The organism is Aquimarina agarivorans, assembly GCF_000218485.1.
Taxonomy (GTDB): Bacteria; Bacteroidota; Bacteroidia; order Flavobacteriales; family Flavobacteriaceae; genus Aquimarina; species Aquimarina agarivorans.
In genome coordinates this window covers 25,985-50,792 of record NZ_AFPB01000178.1, presented here as the reverse complement: position 1 = coordinate 50,792, position 24,808 = coordinate 25,985, and the positions used below count along the sequence as shown (strand labels likewise).

At 35.5% G+C, this 24,808-nt stretch carries 16 protein-coding genes, 5 tRNA genes and 1 pseudogene; 1 reads left to right on the top strand and 21 read right to left on the bottom strand.

What is annotated here, in order from left to right:
- A partial coding sequence (locus GMC_RS20230) for a beta strand repeat-containing protein (RefSeq protein WP_010523300.1) occupies positions 1–4,940 on the bottom strand: 4,940 nt, incomplete at its 3' end.
- 225 nt (positions 4,941–5,165) lie between these two features.
- On the opposite strand from GMC_RS20230, the pseudogene GMC_RS20225 reads away from it, so the two are divergent.
- Positions 5,166–6,759: pseudogene (locus GMC_RS20225) on the top strand (peptide chain release factor 3).
- Between the two features lie 207 nt (positions 6,760–6,966).
- Here GMC_RS20225 and GMC_RS0117075 read toward each other — a convergent pair.
- The 20 genes from GMC_RS0117075 to GMC_RS0116975 form a co-directional block, all read right to left on the bottom strand.
- Positions 6,967–7,281: a DUF3467 domain-containing protein gene (locus GMC_RS0117075; protein ID WP_010523298.1), complete on the bottom strand. Its 315-nt coding sequence runs from the start codon at positions 7,279–7,281 to the stop codon at positions 6,967–6,969.
- A gap of 16 nt (positions 7,282–7,297) precedes the next feature.
- The gene (gene rpoC / locus GMC_RS0117070; RefSeq protein ID WP_010523297.1) at positions 7,298–11,599 is read right to left on the bottom strand and encodes a DNA-directed RNA polymerase subunit beta'; all 4,302 of its coding nucleotides are present in this window, start codon (positions 11,597–11,599) and stop codon (positions 7,298–7,300) included.
- 82 nt (positions 11,600–11,681) lie between these two features.
- On the bottom strand, positions 11,682–15,494 hold the full coding sequence (gene rpoB / locus GMC_RS0117065; RefSeq protein WP_010523296.1) for a DNA-directed RNA polymerase subunit beta: 3,813 nt from the start codon (positions 15,492–15,494) through the stop codon (positions 11,682–11,684).
- A 291-nt stretch (positions 15,495–15,785) separates the two neighbouring features.
- Positions 15,786–16,163 carry a 50S ribosomal protein L7/L12 gene (rplL, locus tag GMC_RS0117060; RefSeq protein WP_010523295.1) on the bottom strand — a complete coding sequence of 126 codons (378 nt, stop codon included), beginning with the start codon at positions 16,161–16,163 and terminating at the stop codon, positions 15,786–15,788.
- 60 nt (positions 16,164–16,223) lie between these two features.
- Positions 16,224–16,739 (bottom strand): 50S ribosomal protein L10, encoded by a 516-nt coding sequence (rplJ, locus tag GMC_RS0117055; protein ID WP_010523294.1) that lies wholly within the window; start codon positions 16,737–16,739, stop codon positions 16,224–16,226.
- 15 nt (positions 16,740–16,754) lie between these two features.
- Complete coding sequence (gene rplA, locus GMC_RS0117050) at positions 16,755–17,450, bottom strand: 50S ribosomal protein L1 (RefSeq protein WP_010523293.1); 696 nt, start codon at positions 17,448–17,450, stop codon at positions 16,755–16,757.
- Between the two features lie 18 nt (positions 17,451–17,468).
- Entirely contained in the window at positions 17,469–17,906 is a 438-nt protein-coding gene (rplK, locus tag GMC_RS0117045; RefSeq protein WP_010523292.1) for a 50S ribosomal protein L11, read from the bottom strand.
- Positions 17,907–17,988: 82 nt separating this feature from the next.
- On the bottom strand, positions 17,989–18,540 hold the full coding sequence (nusG, locus tag GMC_RS0117040) for a transcription termination/antitermination protein NusG (RefSeq protein ID WP_010523291.1): 552 nt from the start codon (positions 18,538–18,540) through the stop codon (positions 17,989–17,991).
- A gap of 9 nt (positions 18,541–18,549) precedes the next feature.
- On the bottom strand, positions 18,550–18,747 hold the full coding sequence (secE, locus tag GMC_RS0117035) for a preprotein translocase subunit SecE (RefSeq protein WP_010523290.1): 198 nt from the start codon (positions 18,745–18,747) through the stop codon (positions 18,550–18,552).
- Between the two features lie 15 nt (positions 18,748–18,762).
- Positions 18,763–18,835 (bottom strand) — tRNA-Trp (locus GMC_RS0117030).
- 128 nt (positions 18,836–18,963) lie between these two features.
- Positions 18,964–20,151, bottom strand: coding sequence for an elongation factor Tu (tuf, locus tag GMC_RS0117025; RefSeq protein WP_010523289.1), 1,188 nt, complete (start codon positions 20,149–20,151; stop codon positions 18,964–18,966).
- 61 nt (positions 20,152–20,212) lie between these two features.
- Positions 20,213–20,284: transfer RNA gene (locus GMC_RS0117020), tRNA-Thr, on the bottom strand.
- A 63-nt stretch (positions 20,285–20,347) separates the two neighbouring features.
- A tRNA-Gly gene (locus GMC_RS0117015) sits at positions 20,348–20,420 on the bottom strand.
- A 52-nt stretch (positions 20,421–20,472) separates the two neighbouring features.
- Positions 20,473–20,554, bottom strand: a tRNA-Tyr gene (locus GMC_RS0117010).
- Positions 20,555–20,600: 46 nt separating this feature from the next.
- Positions 20,601–20,674: transfer RNA gene (locus GMC_RS0117005), tRNA-Thr, on the bottom strand.
- Positions 20,675–20,776: 102 nt separating this feature from the next.
- Positions 20,777–21,082, bottom strand: a complete 306-nt coding sequence (gene hpf, locus GMC_RS0117000) for a ribosome hibernation-promoting factor, HPF/YfiA family (protein ID WP_010523288.1) — start codon at positions 21,080–21,082, stop codon at positions 20,777–20,779.
- Positions 21,083–21,120: 38 nt separating this feature from the next.
- A complete protein-coding gene (locus tag GMC_RS0116995; RefSeq protein ID WP_010523287.1) occupies positions 21,121–22,017 on the bottom strand; it encodes a tyrosine-type recombinase/integrase in 897 nt (298 codons plus the stop codon).
- Positions 22,018–22,393: 376 nt separating this feature from the next.
- Positions 22,394–22,588 carry a 30S ribosomal protein S21 gene (gene rpsU, locus GMC_RS0116985; protein WP_010523286.1) on the bottom strand — a complete coding sequence of 65 codons (195 nt, stop codon included), beginning with the start codon at positions 22,586–22,588 and terminating at the stop codon, positions 22,394–22,396.
- A 131-nt stretch (positions 22,589–22,719) separates the two neighbouring features.
- Positions 22,720–23,859, bottom strand: coding sequence for an acyl-CoA dehydrogenase family protein (locus tag GMC_RS0116980; protein WP_010523285.1), 1,140 nt, complete (start codon positions 23,857–23,859; stop codon positions 22,720–22,722).
- Positions 23,860–24,166: 307 nt separating this feature from the next.
- Positions 24,167–24,775, bottom strand: coding sequence for a ComEA family DNA-binding protein (locus GMC_RS0116975; RefSeq protein WP_238528033.1), 609 nt, complete (start codon positions 24,773–24,775; stop codon positions 24,167–24,169).
- Positions 24,776–24,808: the final 33 nt, after the last annotated feature.

Sequence of the window (24,808 nt, the reverse complement as noted above, 5' to 3'; positions counted from 1 at the left end):
GCACTTGTGCTACCATCACTATCTGTTACTGTATAGGTAAAACTATCTGTGGTGGTGTCACTACCATCGTGTACATAACTAAAGGTTCCGTCGGTATTTACCGTTACCGTTCCGTTGGTTGGATTAGTAGCTATAACTACATCGCCTGTTGGTGTACCATCTTCGGAATCCGTATCATTCGCTTGTAAAGTCGTTGCTCCACTATCCAATACTGTTTGTGTTCCGCCTTCGGCTACCGTGATCGCATCTGGACTTCCTACCGGAGCATCATTAACATCTAAATCTGCATCTCTTGTTTCTCTAAAACAAACATTATTTGCATGCGTAATAATTACTGTATAGGTATTCCCATTTAAACCCGTAACATCAGAAATACTTAAAGTGGCTGTATTCGTTCCACTATATACTCCTGTATTAGAAAGATCTCCTCCGTTTTCTTGCCACTGATATTGTAATCCAGAAGAAGCATCAACAGCAGGTGGAATTGTATAATTAGGTACTCCCGCTGCAAATGTTGTTGTATTTATAGCTTCAGCCACAACACTAAAACTTGCTGCATCACCTGCATCCACACTTACATTTGATGGTGCAGTAGAAACACTTGTTTGTGTTGCTATGATTTCGTTTCCGGTTGCTCCATTATAACTAGTAGCTAAAATAACATCCGCAGTGGTAACTTGTCCTTGATTATTAAATCCATCTCCATCAAGAACTCCGTCGTTATTTGCATCAACACCTCCAGATTCCACAACATCATTACATGTGTCATTATCAGAATCTAAATCAATAGTATTTGGTAAATTATCTCCATCAGTATCTGTTGGCGTACAAAAGAATATATCACCAATATAAATTACAGATCCTACCTGCGGAAGTCCGCTTAATCTTACATCAGTATCTGGAACATCATAAAACCCATCTAAATCTAAAAATCCAGTTCTTATGGTAATACTTTGAATTAATTGTTGTCCAAAGTCGAAGTTAACTGTAGAATCAGAAGCTACATTATTCAATCCGCCACCTGTATACACTCTTTCTCCTGGAAAAGGATTGTTTACAGAAGCCGTATCATAAAAAACCCATGTTGGAGTTACACCTAAAACAGAAGACGCAACTGGAAAAATAGCTCGTCCTTCAATATCTTGACCTGAAATAATAATGTAATCTGAAACATCCAAATCTCCAATAGAAAAATTAATATTAGCTACAGGAACATCCATAGCTATATCAATATTTACAACAGTGCTGGCATTGGCACCATTAAATACATTATCTATTCTAGATTCAAAAACAACTTGATCGCCAGATACATCCCCTTTTATTTCACGGGCAGGCTCAACAGAAAGTGTTCTTGGGTTTCCTGCTCTATTATTGCTAGTGGTTATTGTAAAATTAACTCCATTAGCCAATTGAGTAAACGAATTAGATATAGTTGGCACTTGTTCCCAATCCAAAACATTATCCGCAGAAGAACAACCTGCTCCCAATTCAATAGTATCTAAAATCCCATCATTATCATCATCTACATCCACAATATCTGCTACCCCATCATTATCAACATCTGTATTATCAGTAATCACTCCTAATGCCTCACTATCAATAATAGCTCCCTCGGTTGTACTTACTAAACTTAATGTAATATTTTCATCAGCTTCATTAACAGTGTCTAATGTTGTAACAACTGGTATAATCCCAAATGTTACTCCCGCTGGGATTACCAGTGTACCATCGTTATCTGTATAATCATTATTCCCTAATGTTGCCGTACCATCATTAGTTGTGTATACTATCGAAATATCATTTGCACTTGGTTCACTTAATGTTACTAAAAAAGCCAGATCATTCCCTTCTAAGCTTACTGCATCACTTATTGATATGCTTGCTTGCTCAGTAAGTGTAGCATCTCTTGATTCTAAAAAACAAGCATTATCCGCATGAGTTACAATTACCGTATATATGTTGCCATCTAATCCAGTAACATCGGAAATAGTAAGAGTAGCCAAATCAACTCCCGAATATACTCCTCCGTTAGAAAGGTCCGCTCCATTTTCTTGCCACTGGTATTCTAAATTAGATGAAGAATCAATTCCTGGTGGAACATTAAAATCCGGCACTCCTCCTGCAAAAGTAGTCGTATTTATAGCGTTTACTACAATTTCAAAACTTGCACTGCCTCCTGGGGCTACACTTACATTTGAGGGAGCCGTAACAACTGATGCTTCTGTAGCAATAATTTCATTTCCATTAACGCCATTATATCCTCCGGTTGTTGGTGCTGCCCCAGTTACTCTCCCTAAATTATCTACAACTAATGGCAAATCTCCTAAAATACCGTCATTATTTGGATCTACACCTCCAGATTCTAAAACATCATTACAATTGTCATTGTCAGAATCAACACTTAAACAATTTGGTATTGCATCCCCATTAATATCATTAATACCTAATCTATCACTACCAATTATTATATTATCTATATATAAATTTTCAGAACCGCTATTAATAGTCCCTACTCTTGCCATTAAAGCCAAATGAATATCTCCACCCGTATACGTAAATGACGCCCCATAGGTATCCCATGTATTAATATTCATCACATCCCTAGGAGTAGCTGTATTATCATCTATAGTACCACTTGGACTCCATGCCCCTGGCACTACACTATCATTTGGTGCATTAACACCAGCCCCAAAACTGAAAGTATTGTTTCCAAACCAAATGGCTATATTTGTATCCGCATCTGAAGGCCTACCCCCAGGATCAGTGCTATAATTTCTTCCTTCAGAATAATCAAACTGTATATATATTAAATCTCCCGTTTGAAAACCAAACGCTGCCATTTCAACAGCGGTATATACAATGGCTAATCCGTCATTCTCAGTCGTTGATGTCACATTATTACTTGTTGCCTGAATATTTCCAAAAGAATCTCCTTCATCCAATTGATACCAAGGACTAGCATTTGCGTTAGCAATAAAATCAGGCGTACGCACTCTTGTTAAAGGAGCTGCAAATGCAAAATTACTTTCATGATTATTAGATGGATTATCTAATGTTTGGGTTGGAGTATTTATTGCAGTAGCTGTTTCAAAACCTTCTCTAACAATAATACTTATTAGCGTTCCATCTTCCAACCTACCTAATGTAGGACACTCTAGCTCATCTAATATTCCATCATTATCATCATCTAAATCCACAAAATCTGCCACACCATCAAGATCACTATCTAAATTATCATTGATTGTACCAGTAGCTATTTGCCCACCTACATTAATGCTGTATGCATGTGCTGCTTCAGTAACAGTATCTAATTCGGTAGTCAACGAAATAGTAAACTCACTCAGCCCTGGAGGAATAATTAGCTTATCCCCCGTAGCATTTAAAACTACCCCATTAGTAAAAACAGGAATGACACTATAATCCAAAGGAGATGTAGCCGTACCGTCCGTTAATAAAAATTCAACTTCAACAGTTACTGTTGCACTATTATTTAAAGTCACAATATGACTCAACGCCTCTCCCTCTAACGTATTATCACTTGTCACATTCAACACACTAACAGACACAAATCCATCACTACCTACATTAGTTGAATTTCCTAAAATCGCACCATTAGTGATTGTTCTTGGATTTATGCCTTCTGTTTGAGCGGGATTGGTTAACTGAGCTATCAAAGCTGGATCTGACAACGAGATTTCTACATCTACATCTCCTGGTACGTTAACAAAAGTAGACCATGATCCATCACTTTCTGTAATTGCTAGATATTCAATTCCTGATGAATCTGTTACTACAACACCTACTCCACCGATTCCAATTTCACTTCCATCCTGTGTCCCATTGGCATTTGTATCTTCATACACAAGACCCGTAACAATTGCTTGATTAGTTACCAACACTCCTAAACCACCCAAAATATCTGCGCCACCAGCATTAGTATCTTGTGGAAATGTTGTTGGATCTGTTAATGTATTTGTCGATGTTATATCATTTCCAAAAAATGAAACTCCCAAAAGCTGATCCCCAACAGTTAAGCCTAAATCTCTCAATGAGATAAAGGATACTCCTATTTTAGAAACTCCTCCATCAATTCTTTCAGGCCTGTTAGTTGGATTTGTATTGGGTAATGTTACGTCATCTCTATCAATGGCCCAAGCTAATGAGAAACTCAAATCCCCATCGACATCAGAAGGCCCATCACCTGTGACATCTAATGTAGTTCCGTAATCAGTTGACACAATGCTTTGGAGCGGATAATAATCTGTAATAACTCCAGCTGATGAAATCCCTCTTACTCCCGCAACTTTTAACGGACTATTAGCGTCTTTCTCACTAACTATAAAACCAATATTATCTAAATCTGATGAAGTTGTGGTGATTATATTTTCATAAATAACATCAACACGCTCAATATTATTGGCTGTTGAAAAAACATTTCGAAATAAATCATTTGCTCCCCTGTTTATAAAAGGGCTTGTCAGCGCTTCAACTAACGAACAATTAGCTGGATCTGACTCATCAATGAGCGTACTAGGATTATCAATTGTACCTGGAAAACTACCTGCAAATGTATAATCATCTGTAATAGTCTGTGCCACCACACTACATAAATCTCCTACGGCATTAGCATTATCAACCCTAACAATAACAGCATTAATTTTTCTAGAAAGGTCTGACCTATAAAAAGCGCCACCTACTGTTACTCCTTCAATTTGAAGGTCTGCACCCTGTCCCCATTGATAATTTTGCGTATTTGGCACTGGAGTTGTATCATTTTCTCCAGTTACTGAATACGAATTTGTATTTGTTGGAGTTATACTGTTAAGTCTTATTGACTCTACTGCCGTTTGACCCAAAAGTCCAAATGAAACAGAAAACAATACTAAAAAAAGTGTAGATGTTAATTTTAAACTACTTATTGTGCTAGTAAAAATCTTCATATAATTTCAATTTGCTGTGTATCAATCACTTATTAAAAAAAAGTAAAAAACCTAATTTTTATCAAAGTAAATACAAAAAATATTGTTAAATAAAAAAAAATGAAACACTCTATTTTTTTTCGACAAAAAACCTATATATTCGTTTAAATGCTTAAAAAATATTAAATTAAATTGTTTTTTAACTAATTAACAACCAATTTTGCTTCATATTTTTACTAAAAACTTATGAAATTATCCTTTGAAGAAGAAATTAAACGAAGACGTACCTTTGGCATTGTTTCTCACCCTGATGCGGGAAAAACAACACTTACTGAAAAACTATTACTCTTTGGAGGAGCTATACAAGAAGCAGGCGCTGTGAAATCTAATAAAATAAAAAAAGGCGCTACTAGTGACTTTATGGAAATAGAAAGACAACGTGGAATTTCCGTAGCTACTTCTGTTTTAGCTTTTGAATATAAAGACATAAAAATAAACATATTAGATACTCCTGGGCATAAAGATTTTGCCGAAGACACTTTTAGAACCCTTACCGCTGTTGATAGTGTTATTGTAGTTATCGATGTCGCTAAAGGAGTTGAGGAACAGACTGAAAAATTAGTATCAGTTTGTAGAATGCGTAAAATTCCGATGATTGTTTTTATAAATAAAATGGATAGGGAAGGAAAAGATGCCTTTGATTTACTTGATGAAGTAGAACAAAAACTAGGTTTACGAGTAACTCCGCTTAGTTTTCCTATTGGCATGGGTTACGATTTTAAAGGAATTTATAATATATGGGAGAAGAATGTCAACTTATTTAGCGACGAATCCTCGAAAAATATTTTGGATACCATTGAAATTGAAGACCTTGAAAGCAACAAACTAGATCAATTAGTTGGCGAAATAAGTGCCAATACTTTACGTGAAGAAATAGAGTTAACTACTGGTATTTATCCTGAATTTGATAAAACTGAATATCAAAATGGAGATCTACAACCTGTATTTTTTGGATCAGCTTTAAACAACTTTGGAGTACGTGAATTACTAGACTGTTTTGTTGATATAGCTCCTATGCCGAGACCCAAAGAAAGCGACATCAGAGAGGTTTTTCCTACGGAAAAAAAATTCACAGGTTTTGTTTTTAAAATTCATGCAAATATGGATCCTAAGCACCGAGATCGTTTAGCTTTTATAAAGATTGTTTCTGGAACCTTTGAACGAAACACTCCTTATTTACACACTCGATTAGGTAAAAAATTAAAATTCTCTAGTCCTAATGCCTTTTTTGCAGAAAAAAAGGAAATTGTAGATATTTCATATCCAGGTGATATTGTTGGTTTGCATGATACTGGTAACTTTAAAATAGGGGACACACTTACTGCTGGCGAATTAATGAATTACAAAGGCATCCCTAGTTTTTCACCTGAACATTTTAGATATATAAACAATGCCGACCCTATGAAATCCAAACAACTAGCCAAAGGGATTGACCAGTTAATGGACGAAGGAGTGGCTCAGTTATTTACCCTTGATTTAAATGGGAGAAAGGTCATTGGAACGGTTGGTGCGCTGCAATATGAAGTGATTCAATATAGGTTAGAACACGAATATGGCGCCAAATGTAGTTATGAAAACCTAAACGTTCACAAAGCTTGGCTGGATAGAACCCGAAGATGAAAAGAGCGAAGAATTTAAAGAATTTAAACGCGTTAAAAGCAAATTTTTAGCCAAAGATAAAAGAAATCAACTGGTATTTTTATCCGATTCACATTTTAGTCTTCAAATGACACAAAACAAGTTTAAAACCTTAAAATTCCATTTTACTTCTGAATTTTAGATTTTAAGCTACTGTTATAGCTTAATTTATTAATTCTATGCAAATTCTTGTATTAATTATGAATCAAGCTAAAATAAGGCTTTAAAACAACAAAATTTAACAACGGTATAATTAAAAACTATGTAATAGCTATTCTTAATATATTTAATTTATAAAAAAATCCCTTTGAATATTCAAAGGGATTTTTTTATAAATTAATGACAAAAGTTATGCTTGACCAGTAGGCCCAAAATTTAAAGGAATGGAAGCTTTATCATAATCTTTAATTTCGCCATGTTCATTTTCGAAACACTTTACATTGTCATTTAATGCTTTTACCAAACGTTTCGCATGCTGAGGCGTTAAAATTATCCTGCTCTTTACTTTACTTTTAGGATTACCTGGCATCACATTTATAAAATCGACAACAAACTCCGATAATGAATGATTGATTATTGCTAAATTACTATAAATACCCTCAGCAATTTTTTCATCAATTTCTATATTAATGCTTTGCGCATTGTCTTTTTTGTGTTCTGCCATTCTTTGTACTATCTAATTAATTAAAATTTAATTGTTCTGTCTCTTTGGTGCGCTTTTCTAATTCTTCTTTTGAACCAACAATTATAGAATCATAGTGACGCATACCAGTTCCCGCAGGTATTTTATGACCAACAATTACATTTTCTTTCAATCCTTCTAAGTAATCTTCTTTACCACTTACAGCAGCTTCATTCAATACTTTAGTAGTTTCCTGGAAGGATGCTGCTGAAATAAATGACTTTGTTTGAAGCGACGCTCTGGTAATACCCTGTAAAATTGGTGTCGCAGTTGCAGGAGTAGCATCACGCGCAACAACTAACTCTTTATCCTCACGACGTAAGATCGAATTTTCATCCCTCAATTCACGTGGTGTTACAATTTGTCCAGCTTTCAAGTTTTCACTCTCTCCAGCTTCTTCAACAACTTTCTTTCCAAAAATAGCATCATTTTCTTCAATAAAGTCTATTTTATGTACTAATTGATTTTCAAGGAAAATAGTATCACCTGGATCTTGAATTTGAACTTTACGCATCATTTGACGTACTACTACCTCAAAGTGCTTATCATTAATTTTCACCCCTTGCAAACGATATACTTCTTGAACTTCATTTACTAAGTACTGCTGTACCGCAGAAGGTCCTTTAATTTTAAGAATATCAACTGGCGAAATTGCACCATCAGATAATGGCATTCCTGCTCTTACAAAATCATTCTCTTGTACAAGGATTTGATTTGACAATTTAACAAGGTACTTTTTAATATCCCCCAAACGAGATTCAACAATAATCTCACGGTTACCACGCTTAATTTTACCAAATGAAACAACACCATCTATTTCCGAAACAATCGCTGGGTTTGATGGATTACGTGCTTCAAATAATTCAGTTACACGGGGTAGACCCCCTGTAATATCACCTGCTTTAGATGACTTACGTGGTATTTTTACTAAAATTTTACCTTCTTTAATCTTGTCACCATCCTCAATCATCAAGTGTGCTCCAACTGGTAAGTTGTATGAACGTAAAACTTCGTCCCCTTTACCCATGATAATTAAGGTAGGAATCTTTTTCTTATCTCTTGATTCAGAAATTACTTTTTCCTGGAAACCAGTTTGCTCATCAATTTCTACTTGATATGTAATTCCCTGTTCAATGTTTTCATATTTAATTCTTCCTGCAAATTCAGAAATAATTACACCATTATAAGGATCCCATGAACAAATAGTATCATCTTTTGAAATTGTATCTCCAGAGTGTACAAACAGCTCGGAACCATAAGGTATTAAGTTGGTACTTAATACAATTTTAGTTTTAGGATCAATGATTTTTATTTCGGAAGTACGAGAAATTACTACTTCCACCTCATTCCCTTCATTATTTTCGCCCTTGACTGTTTTCAATTCTTCAATTTCAACAACACCAGGAAAACGTGCTTTCAGGCTATTATCTTCTGAAATGTTACCTGCAATACCACCCACGTGGAACGTACGTAAAGTAAGCTGTGTACCCGGCTCACCAATAGATTGAGCCGCTACTACACCAACAGCTTCACCCAACTGTACCGTTTTGTTTGTAGCTAAGTTTCTTCCGTAACATTTTTTACAAATCCCTTTTTTCGCTTCGCAAGTTAATGCTGAACGCACCTCTACAGTTTCAATTGGCGCAGCAGAAATTAATTCAACTTGTTCATCATTAATTTCCTCCCCTGCTTCAACTAACACTTCTTGAGTCAATGGGTTGATCACATCATTTAATGCGGTACGTCCTAAAATACGTGCCCCTAATGATTCAATAATCTCTTCATTCTTTTTCAAAGCTGCTACTTCAACTCCACGAAGTGTACCACAATCCGTTTGATTAATGATAACATCCTGAGAAACATCTACCAAACGACGCGTTAAGTATCCTGCATCGGCCGTTTTCAATGCCGTATCCGCTAGTCCTTTACGAGCACCGTGAGTAGAAATAAAGTACTCAAGAATTGAAAGACCTTCTTTAAAGTTTGATATAATTGGATTTTCAATAATTGCTCCACCTCCATCAGCTGATTTCTTTGGTTTCGCCATCAATCCACGCATACCAGTTAACTGTCGAATTTGTTCCTTAGATCCACGTGCTCCTGAATCAAGCATCATATATACAGAGTTAAATCCTTGCTGATCTTCACTAATACGTTTCATTGACAACTCAGTTAATTGAGAGTTTGTTGATGTCCATATATCAATAACTTGATTGTATCGTTCATTATTTGTAATCAGACCCATATTATAGTTTCCTATAATACCATCAACCTGAGCATTAGCTGCATCAATCATACCTTGCTTTTCCGCAGGAATAATAATATCACCTAAACTAAATGAAAGCCCCCCTCTAAATGCAAATCCGTAACCTAATCCCTTAATTTCATCAAGGAAATCAGCAGTTTCAGGCACAGAAGTTACCTTTAAAATATCACCAATAATATCACGTAATGCTTTTTTAGTTAATACCTGATTAATGTAACCTGCTGCTGCTGGCACTTTTTCATTAAAAAGCACTCTACCTGTAGTGGTTTCAATAATTTGTGGTACTAATTCACCTGCGTCATTAAAATCCATAGTACGGATTTTGATAACAGCATTAATATCTAGTTTCTTTTCGTTATAAGCTATCGTAACTTCTTCCGCAGAATAAAATGTTAATCCTTCTCCTTTAATTTTTAACTCAGGAGTTGATTTACGTGCTTTAGTCATATAATACAGTCCCAAGACCATATCCTGAGATGGTACCGTTACCGGAGAACCATTTGCTGGATTCAATATATTATGCGATGCCAACATTAGTAACTGAGCCTCTAAAATAGCCTCTGGTCCTAATGGCAAGTGCACCGCCATTTGATCCCCATCAAAATCGGCGTTGAATGCCGTACATACTAATGGGTGTAATTGGATAGCTTTTCCTTCTATCAATTTTGGTTGAAACGCCTGAATACCCAAGCGGTGAAGCGTAGGAGCACGGTTTAGTAATACAGGATGTCCTTTAAGCACATTTTCTAAAATATCCCATACTACTGGCTCCTTACGATCTATAATCTTTTTAGCTGATTTAACCGTTTTTACAATACCACGCTCAATAAGCTTTCGGATAACGAAAGGCTTATACAACTCAGCCGCCATATTTTTTGGTAAACCACACTCAAATAATTTTAACTCTGGCCCAACAACAATTACCGAACGTGCTGAATAATCCACACGTTTCCCAAGTAAGTTTTGACGGAAACGTCCTTGCTTACCTTTTAACGAGTCAGAAAGCGACTTTAATGGTCGATTACTTTCGGTTTTAACTGCTGAAGATTTACGCGTATTATCAAATAACGAATCTACAGATTCCTGAAGCATACGTTTTTCATTTCGCAAAATCACCTCAGGAGCCTTGATTTCAACCAAACGCTTTAAACGATTGTTGCGAATAATTACTCTTCGGTACAAATCATTTAAATCAGAAGTTGCAAAACGCCCCCCATCCAAAGGTACTAATGGACGTAATTCAGGCGGTATCACCGGAATTACTTTCATGATCATCCACTCTGGATTGTTCTCTCTATTTTTATTAGCATCTCGTAAAGATTCTACAACTTGTAAACGCTTTAACGCTTCAGCCTTACGTTGTTTAGATGTTTCATTATTGGCCTTATGGCGTAATTCATAAGAAAGATCATCTAAATCGATACGCTTTAATATTTCAATTAAACATTCAGCCCCCATTTTAGCAATAAACTTTTCTGAATCTGAATCATCTAAATATAAGTTTTCTTGAGGAAGACTGTCTAAAATATTCAAATACTCTTCTTCCGTAAGGAAATCCATTTTTTGAACAGCCTCACCTTCTTCATTTTTAGCAATACCAGGTTGAATTACTACGTAACGTTCGTAGTAAATAATCATGTCCAATTTTTTAGAAGGCAGTCCTAACAAATAACCTATTTTGTTTGGCAATGAACGGAAATACCAAATATGCGCAACAGGCACAACAAGATTGATGTGTCCCACACGGTCTCTTCGCACCTTTTTTTCCGTAACCTCTACTCCACAACGGTCACAAACGATTCCTTTATATCGTATACGCTTATATTTACCACAGGCACATTCGTAATCCTTAACAGGACCAAAAATACGCTCACAAAACAATCCATCGCGCTCAGGTTTGTGTGTACGGTAATTTATAGTTTCTGGTTTAAGCACTTCGCCGTGCGAAGCCTCCAAAATTGATTCTGGAGATGCTAAACCGATTGAGATTTTATTAAACCTCTTTACTTGATTCTTATCATTATTTCTAGCCATAGTATATGCTACTTAAGAATATTAGTATATTGTGAAAATAGCCGCTCGTAATTTACGAGCGGCATTTATACGCTTTAATAGGTTACTCTTCTAAACGAATGTCTAATCCAAGACCTTTTAATTCATGCATTAATACATTGAACGATTCAGGAATTCCTGGTTCTGGCATTGGCTCACCTTTTACAATACTTTCGTATGTTTTTGCTCTACCAATAACATCATCAGATTTTACAGTTAAGATCTCACGTAATGTACTTGAAGCTCCGTAGGCCTCAAGTGCCCAAACCTCCATTTCACCAAAACGCTGACCTCCAAACTGAGCTTTACCTCCTAATGGCTGTTGTGTAATTAATGAGTATGGTCCAATAGAACGTGCGTGCATTTTATCATCCACCATGTGACCTAGTTTTAACATGTAGATTACTCCTACAGTTGCTGCCTGATCAAAACGTTCTCCTGTTCCTCCGTCATATAAATGTGTATGTCCAAATCTTGGAATTCCTGCACTATCAGTCAATTCGTTAATTTGATCTAAAGATGCTCCATCAAATATTGGTGTAGCATATTTTTGTCCTAATTTTTGACCTGCCCATCCTAAAACAGTTTCGTAAATCTGTCCGATATTCATACGTGATGGTACCCCTAATGGATTCAAAACAATGTCAACAGGAGTTCCATCCTCTAAGAATGGCATATCTTCCTGACGAACGATACGCGCAACAATACCTTTGTTCCCGTGGCGTCCTGCCATTTTATCCCCTACTTTAAGCTTACGCTTTTTGGCTACGTAAATTTTAGCAAGTTTTAAAATACCTGCTGGTAACTCATCTCCTACCGAAATAGTAAATTTCTCTCTACGTAAATTTCCTTGTAAGTCGTTTTCCTTAATTTTATAGTTGTGAAGTAAATCAGCAACCATAGCATTCAACTCCTTATCAGTAGTCCAAACACCTTTAGTTAAATGCGAATAGTCATCAATACTATTTAACATTTTAAGGGTATATTTTTTACCTTTAGGAAGTACTTCTTCACCTAAATCATTAGAAACTCCTTGTGAAGTTTTACCTCCAACAATAGCAAAAAGCTTGTCAATAAGTTGATTTTTTAAGCTTTCAAACTTAACATCGTACTTAGATTCCAATTTAGAAATATCCTCTTTATCCTGAGCACGCTTACGCTTGTCTTTTACAGCTCTAGAAAATAATTTTTTATCAATAACAACTCCGTGTAATGATGGAGAGGCTTTTAAAGAAGCATCTTTAACATCACCGGCTTTGTCACCAAAAATAGCCCTTAATAATTTTTCTTCAGGAGTTGGATCACTTTCTCCTTTAGGAGTAATTTTTCCAATTAAAATATCCCCAGGTTTTACTTCAGCACCAACACGAATCATTCCATTTTCGTCCAAGTCTTTGGTAGCCTCTTCCGATACATTAGGAATATCATTTGTTAGCTCTTCATTACCAAGTTTTGTATCTCTAACTTCTAAAGAGTATTCATCAATATGAATTGATGTAAAAATATCTTCGCGAACTACTTTTTCAGATATTACAATCGCATCCTCAAAGTTATATCCTTTCCATGGCATAAACGCCACTTTCATATTACGCCCTAAGGCAAGTTCACCTGCTTCAGTTGCGTATCCTTGGCATAACACCTCTCCTTTTGAAACGCGGTCACCTTCCTTAATAATTGGCTTCAGGTTAATGCTTGTACCTTGATTCGTTTTACGGAATTTAATCAGGTCATATGATTTTGAATCCGAATCAAAACTTACTAGTTGTTCATCTTCGGTACGATCATACTTGATCACAATTTTTTCTGCATCAACATACTCTACAACACCAGCGCCTTCTGCATTAATCAATACACGTGAATCAGAAGCTACCTGACGCTCAAGACCTGTTCCAACAATCGGCGAATCAACACGTAATAAAGGTACTGCCTGACGCATCATATTTGATCCCATCAGTGCACGGTTAGCATCATCATGCTCCAAAAACGGAATCAAAGATGCCGAAATAGATGAAATTTGATTTGGTGCTACATCGGTATAATGAATATTTTTTGGATCTTCCACTGGGAAATCTCCCTCTTCACGAGCGATTACCTTTTCTGTAGTAATTGTTCCATTTTCATCCATTGGAATATTAGCCTGTGCTATTTTCATTCCCTCTTCTTCCTCTGCACTTAAATATTTTGGCACAGTTTCCAAATCTACCTGTCCATCAGTTACTTTACGGTATGGTGTTTCAATGAATCCCATGCTGTTCACTTTTGCATAAACAGAAAGTGAAGATATTAATCCAATGTTGGGTCCTTCAGGAGTTTCAATAGGACATAAACGTCCATAATGCGTGTAGTGTACATCTCGCACCTCAAAACCAGCACGCTCACGGGATAAACCACCAGGTCCAAGAGCCGATAAACGACGTTTGTGTGTAATTTCAGCTAATGGATTGGTTTGATCCATAAACTGAGATAACTGATTGGTTCCAAAAAACGAATTAATTACTGATGATAATGTTTTAGCATTAATCAAGTCAATAGGTGTAAATACTTCGTTGTCACGAACATTCATTCGCTCACGAATGGTACGCGCCATACGCGCTAAACCTACTCCAAACTGTTGCGACAATTGCTCACCAACAGTACGTACACGACGGTTAGATAAGTGATCAATATCATCAATTTCAGCTTTGGAATTAATTAATTCAATTAAATATTTTACAATGGTAATGATATCCTCTTTGGTAAGCACTTGCTTATCCATTGCGATATCCAATTGTAATTTTTTATTCATTCGGTAACGACCAACTTCACCTAAATTGTAACGCTGATCAGAAAAGAATAATTTATCGATAATACCACGTGCAGTTTCCTCATCAGGCGGTTCTGCATTACGTAGCTGTCTGTAGATATGCTCTACGGCTTCTTTTTCAGAATTCGTTGGATCTTTTTGAAGCGTATTATGAATAATAGCATAATCCCCTTTTTCATTATCTTCTTTATGAAGTAGTATTGTTTTTACACCACTCTCTAAAATTTCTTCAATATGATCTTTTTCTAAAATTGTATCACGGTCTAACACAATTTCATTACGCTCAATTGACACCACCTCTCCAGTATCTTCATCCACAAAATCTTCATGCCACGTATTTAAAACACGAGCGGCCAATTGACGTCCTAATACTTTTTTAATACCAGATTTAGACACTTTAATTTCTTCCGCAAGGTCGAAAATTTCTAAAATATCTTTATCACGCTCAAAACCAATTGCGCGAAATAAAGTAGTTACTGGTAATTTCTTTTTACGATCAATATATGCGTACATAACGCTATTGATATCGGTTGCAAATTCAATCCATGAGCCTTTAAATGGAATTACTCTAGCTGAATATAACTTGGTTCCATTGGCGTGAAATGACTGCCCAAAGAATACACCAGGTGATCGGTGTAATTGCGATACCACTACGCGCTCAGCTCCATTTATACAAAAAGTTCCACTTGGAGTCATGTACGGTATAGTACCTAAATATACATCCTGCACGATAGTCTCAAAATCCTCATGCTCGGGATCAGTACAATATAATTTTAAACGCGCTTTTAAAGGTACACTATAAGTCAATCCTCGCTCAATACATTCCTGTAGATCATAACGTGGAGGATCAACAAAATAATCTAAAAATTCAAGTACGAACTGATTACGAGTGTCCGTGATTGGAAAGTTTTCCATGAAGGTATTATACAATCCTTCATTCCCTCTCTCTTCTGATTTCGTTTCTAATTGAAAGAAATCCTGGAAAGACTTTATTTGAATATCCAACAAATCTGGATAAGCAGGGATGTTCTTTACGGAAGAAAAATTTAATCTTTCAGTTTGCGTTGCTGACATCAATGGATAGAATTAAATTATCAAATAATTAGTATGTAGGCTATCAAATTATAAAAAACTAAGTTTTAAATTTGTTTTTTTATAATTTACGACAGTTTTTATTAACACACAATAACACAAAACAAAATATTGTTTTGCAAAAAAAATATTGAGCTAATTTGCTCGTTATACAATTAGCAAGTTTAATTGCCAATCACTACTAAATAAAACCAAAGTTTTATATACACAAAATGGTCTAGACCACCGAGAACAATCTCAGGGCCTAAACCTTTGTCTTTTTAAATATAAAGCTTACTTAAGCTCTACTTCAGCACCAGCTTCTTCTAATTGCGCTTTTAATGCTTCAGCTTCATCTTTAGCTACACCTTCTTTGATGTTACTTGGAGCATCATCAACTAATCCTTTAGCATCTTTAAGACCTAAACCAGTTAATTCCTTAACTAATTTTACTACCGCTAATTTAGAACTTCCTGCAGCTTTTAATACTACATCAAATTCAGTTTTTTCTTCAGCAGCATCACCTCCAGCTGCTCCACCACCTGCTGCTACAGCTACTGCTGCTGCTGCTGGCTCAATACCATACTCCTCTTTAAGGATATCTGCTAATTCATTTACTTCCTTAACAGTTAAGTTTACTAATTGTTCTGCGAATTCTTTTAAATCTGCCATTTTCTACCGTTTTAAATAGTTTTATATAATATAATAATTGTGCGCAAACGCTAATGTTATCTATTTTTCAGATAACGTTTTTAAGATACCTGCCAATTTACCACCACTTGATTTAAGCGCAGAAACAACATTTTTAGCAGGAGATTGTAATAATCCAATAATATCTCCGATAACTTCTTCCTTAGACTTGATATTTACAAGTGCCTCTAAGTTTTCATCACCAACAAATATTGCTGATTCCACGAAAGCTCCTTTTAATAAAGGTTTTTCAGATTTCTTACGGAATTCTTTAATTACTTTTGCTGGACCATTACCAGTTTCAGAAAACATTATTGACGTATTCCCAACCAATGTAGTTGGCAAATCACCAAAATCTTTATCTGAAGCTTCCATTGCTTTTGCCAGCAATGTATTTTTCACCACTGAAAGTGATACGTTAGCTTTAAAACAAGCTCTACGTAAATTTGAAGTCGTACCTGCATCCAATCCAGAAATATCAGCAATATAAATATTGCTATTTTCAGCTAACTGAGCAGTTAAGTTTTCAATTACTATTGATTTCTCTTCTCTTGTCATAATCGTTATTCTTAATTACCCAGCAAATGCTTTAGTGTCTAATTGTATCCCAGGACTCATTGTACTTGATATGTACGCTGATTTTACATAAACTCCTTTAGCAGCTTGCGGCTTTAATTTCACCAAAGTACTAACAAGTTCTTTTATATTTCCTTCTAACTTATCCGCATCAAAAGATGCTTTTCCAACAGCTGCATGTACAATACCAGTTTTATCAACCTTAAAGTCTATTTTACCAGCTTTTACATCAGATACCGCCTTTGCAATATCCATAGTTACAGTTCCAGTTTTAGGATTTGGCATAAGACCACGTGGCCCTAAAACCCTACCTAAAGGACCCAACTTACCCATTACTGAAGGCATTGTTACAATCACATCAACATCAGTCCAACCTCCTTTAATTTTAGCCAAATACTCATCCAACCCAACGTAGTCAGCTCCCGCTGCCTTTGCATCTTCTTCTTTATCTGGTGTAACTAAAGCAAGCACTTTCACATCTTTTCCTGTACCATGCGGTAAAGTTACCACACCACGTACCATTTGATTTGCTTTTCTAGGATCAACATTCAATCTAACCGCAATATCCACTGATGCATCAAAATTTACTGTTGAAACTTCTTTCACTAAAGAAGCTGCCTCAGCAATTGTATACGCTTTATTAGTATCAATTTTAGCTTGCGTTTCCTTTTGTTTTTTTGTCAATTTTGCCATGATTTTCTATTTAAAAGATTAAGATGGCGCATCGCCTTTAACATTAATACCCATGGAACGCGCAGTACCAGCCATCATTCTCATTGCCGACTCTACTGTAAAAGCGTTCAAATCAGGCATTTTATCTTCAGCGATAACTTTTAACTGATCCCAAGTAACCGTAGCCACTTTTTTTCTATTAGGCTCTCCTGAACCTTTTTTAATTTTTGCTGCTTCCAATATTTGCACCGCTGCAGGAGGAGTTTTAATTACAAAATCAAAAGACTTATCTTTATAAACCGTAATTGCAACTGGCAATACCTTACCAGCTTTATCCTGAGTTCTACCATTGAATTGCTTACAAAATTCCATGATATTTACTCCAGCAGCACCTAAAGCAGGCCCAACAGGTGGAGATGGATTTGCCGCCCCACCACGTACTTGTAGTTTTACAACCTTACTTACTTCTTTTGCCATTTTTAAAAATAATTATTGAAATTGCATCCTTTCAGTGGAAGCTCAGAAAAAACACAACTCCGATATAAAATAAAATAGTTATTTATACTTTCTCTACTTGCATATAGCTCAACTCCAAAGGCGTCTTACGTCCAAAAATCTTCACCATCACCTCTAATTTACGCTTCTCTTCGTTTACCTTCTCAACAGTTCCGTTAAATCCATTGAATGGTCCATCGATAACTTTTACCGTTTCCCCTTCTGTATACGGTATTGCTATACTATCAACCTTAACAGCCAACTCATCAACTTTACCTAACATCCGATTAACTTCTGATTTCCTTAAAGGCACAGGATCTCCACCTTTCACCTCACCTAAAAAACCAATTACACCATTGATAGACTTAATGATGTGTGGAACCTCCCCTGATAAATTAGCCTCAACCATTATATAACCAGGAAAATAAACGCGTTCTTTATTTATTTTTTTTCCATTACGTACTTGAACAACTTTTTCAGTAGGAACTAGAACTTGATCAACAAAATCATCTAAACCTTGTTGAGAAATTTCGCGCTCTATATAATCTTTAACTTTGTTCTCTTGACCACTAACAGCACGCACTACGTACCATTTCTTAATGTTAGAATCAGCCATAATCCGCAATTACTGTTTTACTATATTAAAGTACTGCTCGATCACTTTACTAAACGCCGTATCAACACCCCAAATAGCCAACGAAAACAACACAGAAAACACAACAACAATTACTGTCAAACGTTGTGCTTCAGCCCTTGGAGTCCAAGAAACATTATTCTTTAATTCCGAAAAGGACTCTGTTATATAATTTACTATTCCTGCCATATTGCTAAGTATTTGCACGGGTTGCGAGACTCGAACTCACGACACCTGGTTTTGGAGACCAGTGCTCTACCAACTGAGCTAAACCCGTTTATTTTACACCATCCACTAAAATCGTATTTTAACGGGAGTGCAAAAATATAAAATATTATTTAAAAAAAGCAAGGTATTCTAAAAAAATAAGAACACCTTGCTTTTTTATTTATTCACTACAATAAATTAGTCAAGAATTTCAGTAACCTGACCCGCACCTACAGTTCTACCTCCTTCACGGATAGCAAAACGTAAACCTACATTCATTGCAATAGTCTGAATTAATTCAACTGTAATAGTTAAGTTATCTCCAGGCATAACCATTTCAACTCCATCAGGCAACGCAATGTTACCAGTTACATCTGTTGTACGTACGTAAAACTGTGGACGGTAATTATTATGAAATGGAGTATGACGTCCACCTTCTTCTTTTTTAAGGATATATACCTCAGCTTTGAATTTTTTATGTGGAGTAACAGATCCAGGCTTAGTAATAACCATACCTCTTGAAATCTGTGTTTTTTCAATACCTCTTAACAAAATACCTGCATTATCTCCAGCCTCACCTCTATCAAGAATCTGACGGAACATTTCGATACCAGTAATTGTAGAAGTTAATTTTTCAGCTCCCATACCTATAATTTCAACAGGATCACCAGTGTTAGCTATACCAGTCTCAATACGACCAGTTGCCACAGTACCACGACCAGTAATAGAAAATACATCTTCAATTGGCATTAAGAAATCTTTATCCACCTCTCTTAATGGCTCTTCAATATAATCATCAACAGCTTGCATTAATTCCAATACTGTATCTACCCACTTCTTTTCACCATTTAATGCTCCAAGTGCAGAACCAGCAACTACAGGCGCATTGTCACCATCATAGTCGTAAAAAGAAAGCAAATCTCTTACCTCCATATCAACTAATTCTAATAACTCTTCATCATCCACCATATCCACTTTGTTTAAGAAAACAACGATACGAGGAATACCTACCTGACGCCCCAATAAGATATGCTCACGTGTTTGCGGCATAGGCCCATCAGTTGCAGCAACAACAAGAATAGCTCCATCCATTTGCGCAGCACCAGTAACCATGTTTTTTACATAATCGGCGTGACCTGGACAGTCAACGTGTGCGTAGTGACGGTTAGCTGTTTGATATTCAACATGAGATGTATTAATAGTAATACCTCTTTCCTTTTCTTCAGGAGCATTATCAATAGTATCGAAATCTCTAGCCTCAGAAAGACCAGCATCAGCTAATACCTTAGTAATTGCAGCAGTTAAAGTTGTTTTACCGTGATCTACGTGTCCGATAGTACCGATATTCAAGTGTGGTTTCGAACGATCAAAAGTTCCCTTTGCCATAATGAATGTTATTTAATTCTTGTTTTATTTTTAGTAAAAGTAATTTGTTCTTTACAAAATGAGCCAATGACGAGAGTTGAACTCGTGACCTCTTCCTTACCAAGGAAACGCTCTACCCCTGAGCTACACCGGCTTGATGCAACATGAGTTACTTATATAGACATAGAACCACACCATGTGCAGTTCTATATCTTTGAGCGGGAGACCGGGTTCGAACCGGCGACATTCAGCTTGGAAGGCTGACGCTCTACCAACTGAGCTACTCCCGCCTATATTACACTCATAATTGCGTGCAAATATATGTATTTATTTTAAAAAAAGTGGGAAGAGCAGGATTCGAACCTGCGAAGTTAAAAACAGCAGATTTACAGTCTGCCCTCGTTGGCCGCTTGAGTATCTTCCCAAAATCAATATTTCAAAACATAAGGCCTAACACCTTAACTTAAAAGAGCCGATAGAGGGACTCGAACCCACGACCTGCTGATTACAAATCAGCTGCTCTAGCCAGCTGAGCTATATCGGCTTTTAACTGATTGCGCTTCTAAAAAAAAGCACCCCGTTATTGCTAACGGGATGCAAATATATAACTGTTTTACGATTCGCCAAAACTTTTTTTGAAAAAATTTTAAACTAATCTCATTTTTTGTTTGTCTTTAAATTTAACCAATTGACGCTCTAAACTATTAAGACACTGATCTACACCCTGTTCAAAAGTTTTATACGTCTTTTTTGCCACAAATTCTCCCCCAGGAATATTTAATAAAATTTCTGTTATTTTATTTTCCTTAGCACTTGTATTCTGCACTTTCATAAAAACTTCTGCAGAAATTATTTTATTGAAGTGCCCCTCTAGCTTGTTTAATTTTTCATTTGTAAACGAAACTAACTTTTGATCTACATTAAAGTTTACTGATTGAACATTTACTTTCATACACGATATATTTAATAATTAGACAATATGTAACCGTTTTAAACTTTTTTATTCCTCGGATGAGATTGCCTGTACACCTCAGCTAATTCCGCAATATTATTATGCGTATATACTTGAGTAGCCGCCAAACTCGAATGTCCCAATAATTCTTTTACCGCGTTCAAATCTGCTCCATTTTTTAATAGATGGGTTGCAAAAGAATGACGCAAAACATGAGGACTTTTATTATTTTTAACAGATACTTTACCAAAATACGAATTTATTAAGCGAAACACAAAGTTTTCGTAAATTTTAACACCCTTATTAGTCACAAACAAAGGACTTGAAAAATCAGCAGAATACCGCTGCTTATATACTGTTATATAGCGATTTAACAAAAAAACCGTCTCCTCAATCAAGGGCACAATACGTTCTTTATTTCGCTTACCCAATACCTTTAATGTTTTTAAAGAAATATCAACACTCCCAATAGTTAAACCTACCAGTTCCGCCCTACGAATCCCTGTAGTATATAACACCTCAATAATTAGCCGATCACGTAGCTTATTAAAATCTTCTAAACCTTCATTAAACAACTCAAACACATCTGCAATTTCAACTTCTGAAAACGGTAATTTGGATTTTACATCCGTTTTTAATGATTTATGCTTTACCAAAGGACTTACCAGTATAGCCTCGGTTTTTTGAAGAAACAAATAAAACGCTTTTAGAGATGCTATTTTTCTATTTACACTTCGATTCGAAACTCCCTTATCCACCAAAACAATGATCCATTGCCGAATTTCAGCGTAATTAACCTTCATTAAATTACCGTGATCAAACACTTCTTCAATAAAGACCAAGAAACTAGAAATATCAGCAGTATATGCCTTTACCGTTAACTCAGAACAATTTCGTTCCAAGAGCATATAGTCCTTAAATTGATCAATTACCATATGTGATTTTTTTTACTTTGATTAAGGTTCTATTTATATAGAATGCATCTTCCTCTAAATTACATGACTCCTTTGAAATATCCTTATTATTTTTTTCTACATTAAGTTTCTCTACCAAAAATATTCTTTACCGAATAACTATAATAGAAAAGCACCAAGGACAGCTAAAGCTATGCTTATATTCTTTTTCATCAAAGCAAAAAATTACTGACTTTACCTAGACACATAATATCAGAACCAGTGTAAAACATATTTATCTGAATTACCAATACAAAACAAAAGGTACTACAAACTTATAAAACCAAAAAAAAGCCTTACTCAAAAAAAGTAAGGCTTTTTATTTATATCATAAAAAGACGTTGTTTACACAAACGACTTAAATATTTTCTGCATCTCTAAGTCCTTGTATATACTGAGCTTTTTGAATTTGAGCTCTACGAACTACAGAAGGCTTCGTAAACTGTTGACGCCCTCTAAGTGCGCGCATTGTTCCAGTTCTATCGAACTTTCTTTTAAAACGCTTTAGCGCTCTATCTATATTTTCTCCGTCTTTAATTGGTATAATTAACATAGTTTGACCTCCTTTCTTTAAGAATTATTAGGGTGCAAATATACTACCTTTTTGCAACCTACAAAGTATTTTTGTTTTATTTTTATTTTAAAGGAGTTGTTAACCCCTTTGACTGCTAGTTTTGCTTTGTATTATTTTAAAACCTCTCTAGCAATTACTAACTTTTGTATTTCTGTAGTTCCTTCTCCTATGGTACATAGTTTAGAATCCCTGAAAAATTTTTCCACCGGGTAATCTTTAGTATACCCATAACCTCCAAAAACTTGTATTGCATCGGTAGCTATTTCCACACAAATTTCGCTTGCATACATTTTACACATTGCGCCCATTTGCGTCATATTTTTGTTATTATTTTTCAAATAACCTGCTTTATGAACCATTAATTCGGCAGCTTCTATTTTTGTAGCCATATCGGCTAGTTTAAAGCTGATTCCTTGAAATTTACTAATAGGCTTACCAAATTGCACTCGTTCTTTAGAATATTGATTAGCCGCCTCAGCTGCTCCTTTAGCTATACCTAAAGAAAGTGCTCCAATTGAAATTCTTCCACCATCTAAAATTTTCATTGATTGGATAAAACCTTCTCCTAATTCACCTAGTAAATTTTCCTTTGGAATTCTACAATTTTGAAATACTAACTCAGCAGTTTCACTCGCCCTCATTCCAAGCTTATTCTCCTTTTTTCCTGCTAGAAACCCCTCCGTTTCGCGCTCTACAACAAAAGCAGACATTCCGTGAGAATCCCCTTTTTCACCCGTACGTGCAATTACTACAGCAATATCGCCCGACTGGCCGTGGGTAATAAAGTTTTTTGCCCCATTTAGTACATAATTATCTCCATCCAAAACAGCTGTGGTATTCATCCCTCCAGCATCACTACCAGTATTGTGCTCAGTTAATCCCCAAGCCCCAATTAATTCAGCAGTTGCTAGTTTTGGTATCCATTTCTTTTTTTGCGTTTCATTACCAAATTGCAAAATATGATTTGTACACAGAGAGTTGTGTGCAGCCACCGACAAACCAATTGATGGGTCTATTTTAGAAATCTCTTCAATGATAGCAATATACTCGTGATACCCTAAACCAGATCCGCCGTATTCTTCAGGAACTAACACCCCCATAAAACCTAATTCTCCCGCTTTTTTAAAGACATCAACAGGAAAAAACTGGCTTTCATCCCATTCCATCACGTAAGGCTTTACGTATTGTATTGCAAAATTTTTTGCAGCTTCAGCAACCATTTGTTGCGTTTCTGAATAATCGAAATTCATATATTAACTAAATTCTGATATTGATAATTGGCCTTGCTTTTATCCCTTTAATTTTATTAAATTGAATAATGAACCAAATTATTGATAGGCTTATTCCCAAATTAAAGTCAAATATAGGGGTAATCTTGCAATCTTATCCGCAGAGCAGCCTTCAATTTTATTCAAAAAACTAAACTTTAGCTTTTATTCCTTGATTTTTACAAACTTTATGATTTGTTCATAATGTTTATTGTTCAATAAAAATCATTAAACAAAAAATATTATAATTTTTTTCATTGTTTGGTAAAAATCGGTGTAGTTACTTAAGTTATTCTGAAGTATTTTTTACAAATCCATTGGTTTTTAACCGCACCAATTGATAAGGTAAAATATCATAAACTTTATCCAATTGATCAATTGAATTGAATCCTCCTAAAGAAGCCCTAAATCTTACAATTCTATTGGCTATAAAATTTGGCAATTGAAGTTTTTGTTGCAACTCTTTTGCAGAAACTGTATTTAAATTTAGCTTTTTAGTTAACCGTATTGATTTATAAGAATTTTTTGGCTTCCGTTTCAAACGTTGCTTTTTAGAAAGCTTTTGTTTTGGAAACCTCAAAAGAGACTTAATACTATCCAGCTTCGTTTGATCTATCTGGGTTATTTTCTGAAATTCTTTTTGCGAATATATCCGTTTTCCAGTTTCGCGATAAGCAAGCAAACGATCAATTTCAGCTGAAGATAACCCCAATTGATATCCCGTGAAATCTGATAGTGAATTTACATAATAAGTATGCTGCTTTTTTTTATCCAACTCAGCAAGCACAAGTTTTTTATTATCGATAAAGCATTGCGCTTCCTTATCAAGAATAAATGAAGGGTTATTTCTAGGAATTTTAGTATAAAGCACAATACCTAAAATTATGCTTGTTACCAAAATTCCTAGTTTTATAATCCCTATTTTATGCGA

Bases quoted from the DNA above. Each gene is read 5' to 3' on its own strand.
- tuf (WP_010523289.1), bottom strand. From the start codon at position 20,151: ATGGCAAAGGGAACTTTTGATCGTTCGAAACCACACTTGAATATCGGT.
- rpoC (WP_010523297.1), bottom strand. From the start codon at position 11,599: ATGGCTAGAAATAATGATAAGAATCAAGTAAAGAGGTTTAATAAAATC.
- rpsU (WP_010523286.1), bottom strand. From the start codon at position 22,588: ATGTTAATTATACCAATTAAAGACGGAGAAAATATAGATAGAGCGCTA.
- GMC_RS0116995 (WP_010523287.1), bottom strand. From the start codon at position 22,017: ATGGTAATTGATCAATTTAAGGACTATATGCTCTTGGAACGAAATTGT.
- rplK (WP_010523292.1), bottom strand. From the start codon at position 17,906: ATGGCAAAAGAAGTAAGTAAGGTTGTAAAACTACAAGTACGTGGTGGG.
- rplA (WP_010523293.1), bottom strand. From the start codon at position 17,450: ATGGCAAAATTGACAAAAAAACAAAAGGAAACGCAAGCTAAAATTGAT.
- rpoB (WP_010523296.1), bottom strand. From the start codon at position 15,494: ATGTCAGCAACGCAAACTGAAAGATTAAATTTTTCTTCCGTAAAGAAC.
- hpf (WP_010523288.1), bottom strand. From the start codon at position 21,082: ATGAAAGTAAATGTTCAATCAGTAAACTTTAATGTAGATCAAAAGTTA.
- GMC_RS0116980 (WP_010523285.1), bottom strand. From the start codon at position 23,859: ATGAATTTCGATTATTCAGAAACGCAACAAATGGTTGCTGAAGCTGCA.
- nusG (WP_010523291.1), bottom strand. From the start codon at position 18,540: ATGGCTGATTCTAACATTAAGAAATGGTACGTAGTGCGTGCTGTTAGT.
- rplL (WP_010523295.1), bottom strand. From the start codon at position 16,163: ATGGCAGATTTAAAAGAATTCGCAGAACAATTAGTAAACTTAACTGTT.
- rplJ (WP_010523294.1), bottom strand. From the start codon at position 16,739: ATGACAAGAGAAGAGAAATCAATAGTAATTGAAAACTTAACTGCTCAG.
- GMC_RS0117075 (WP_010523298.1), bottom strand. From the start codon at position 7,281: ATGGCAGAACACAAAAAAGACAATGCGCAAAGCATTAATATAGAAATT.
- secE (WP_010523290.1), bottom strand. From the start codon at position 18,747: ATGGCAGGAATAGTAAATTATATAACAGAGTCCTTTTCGGAATTAAAG.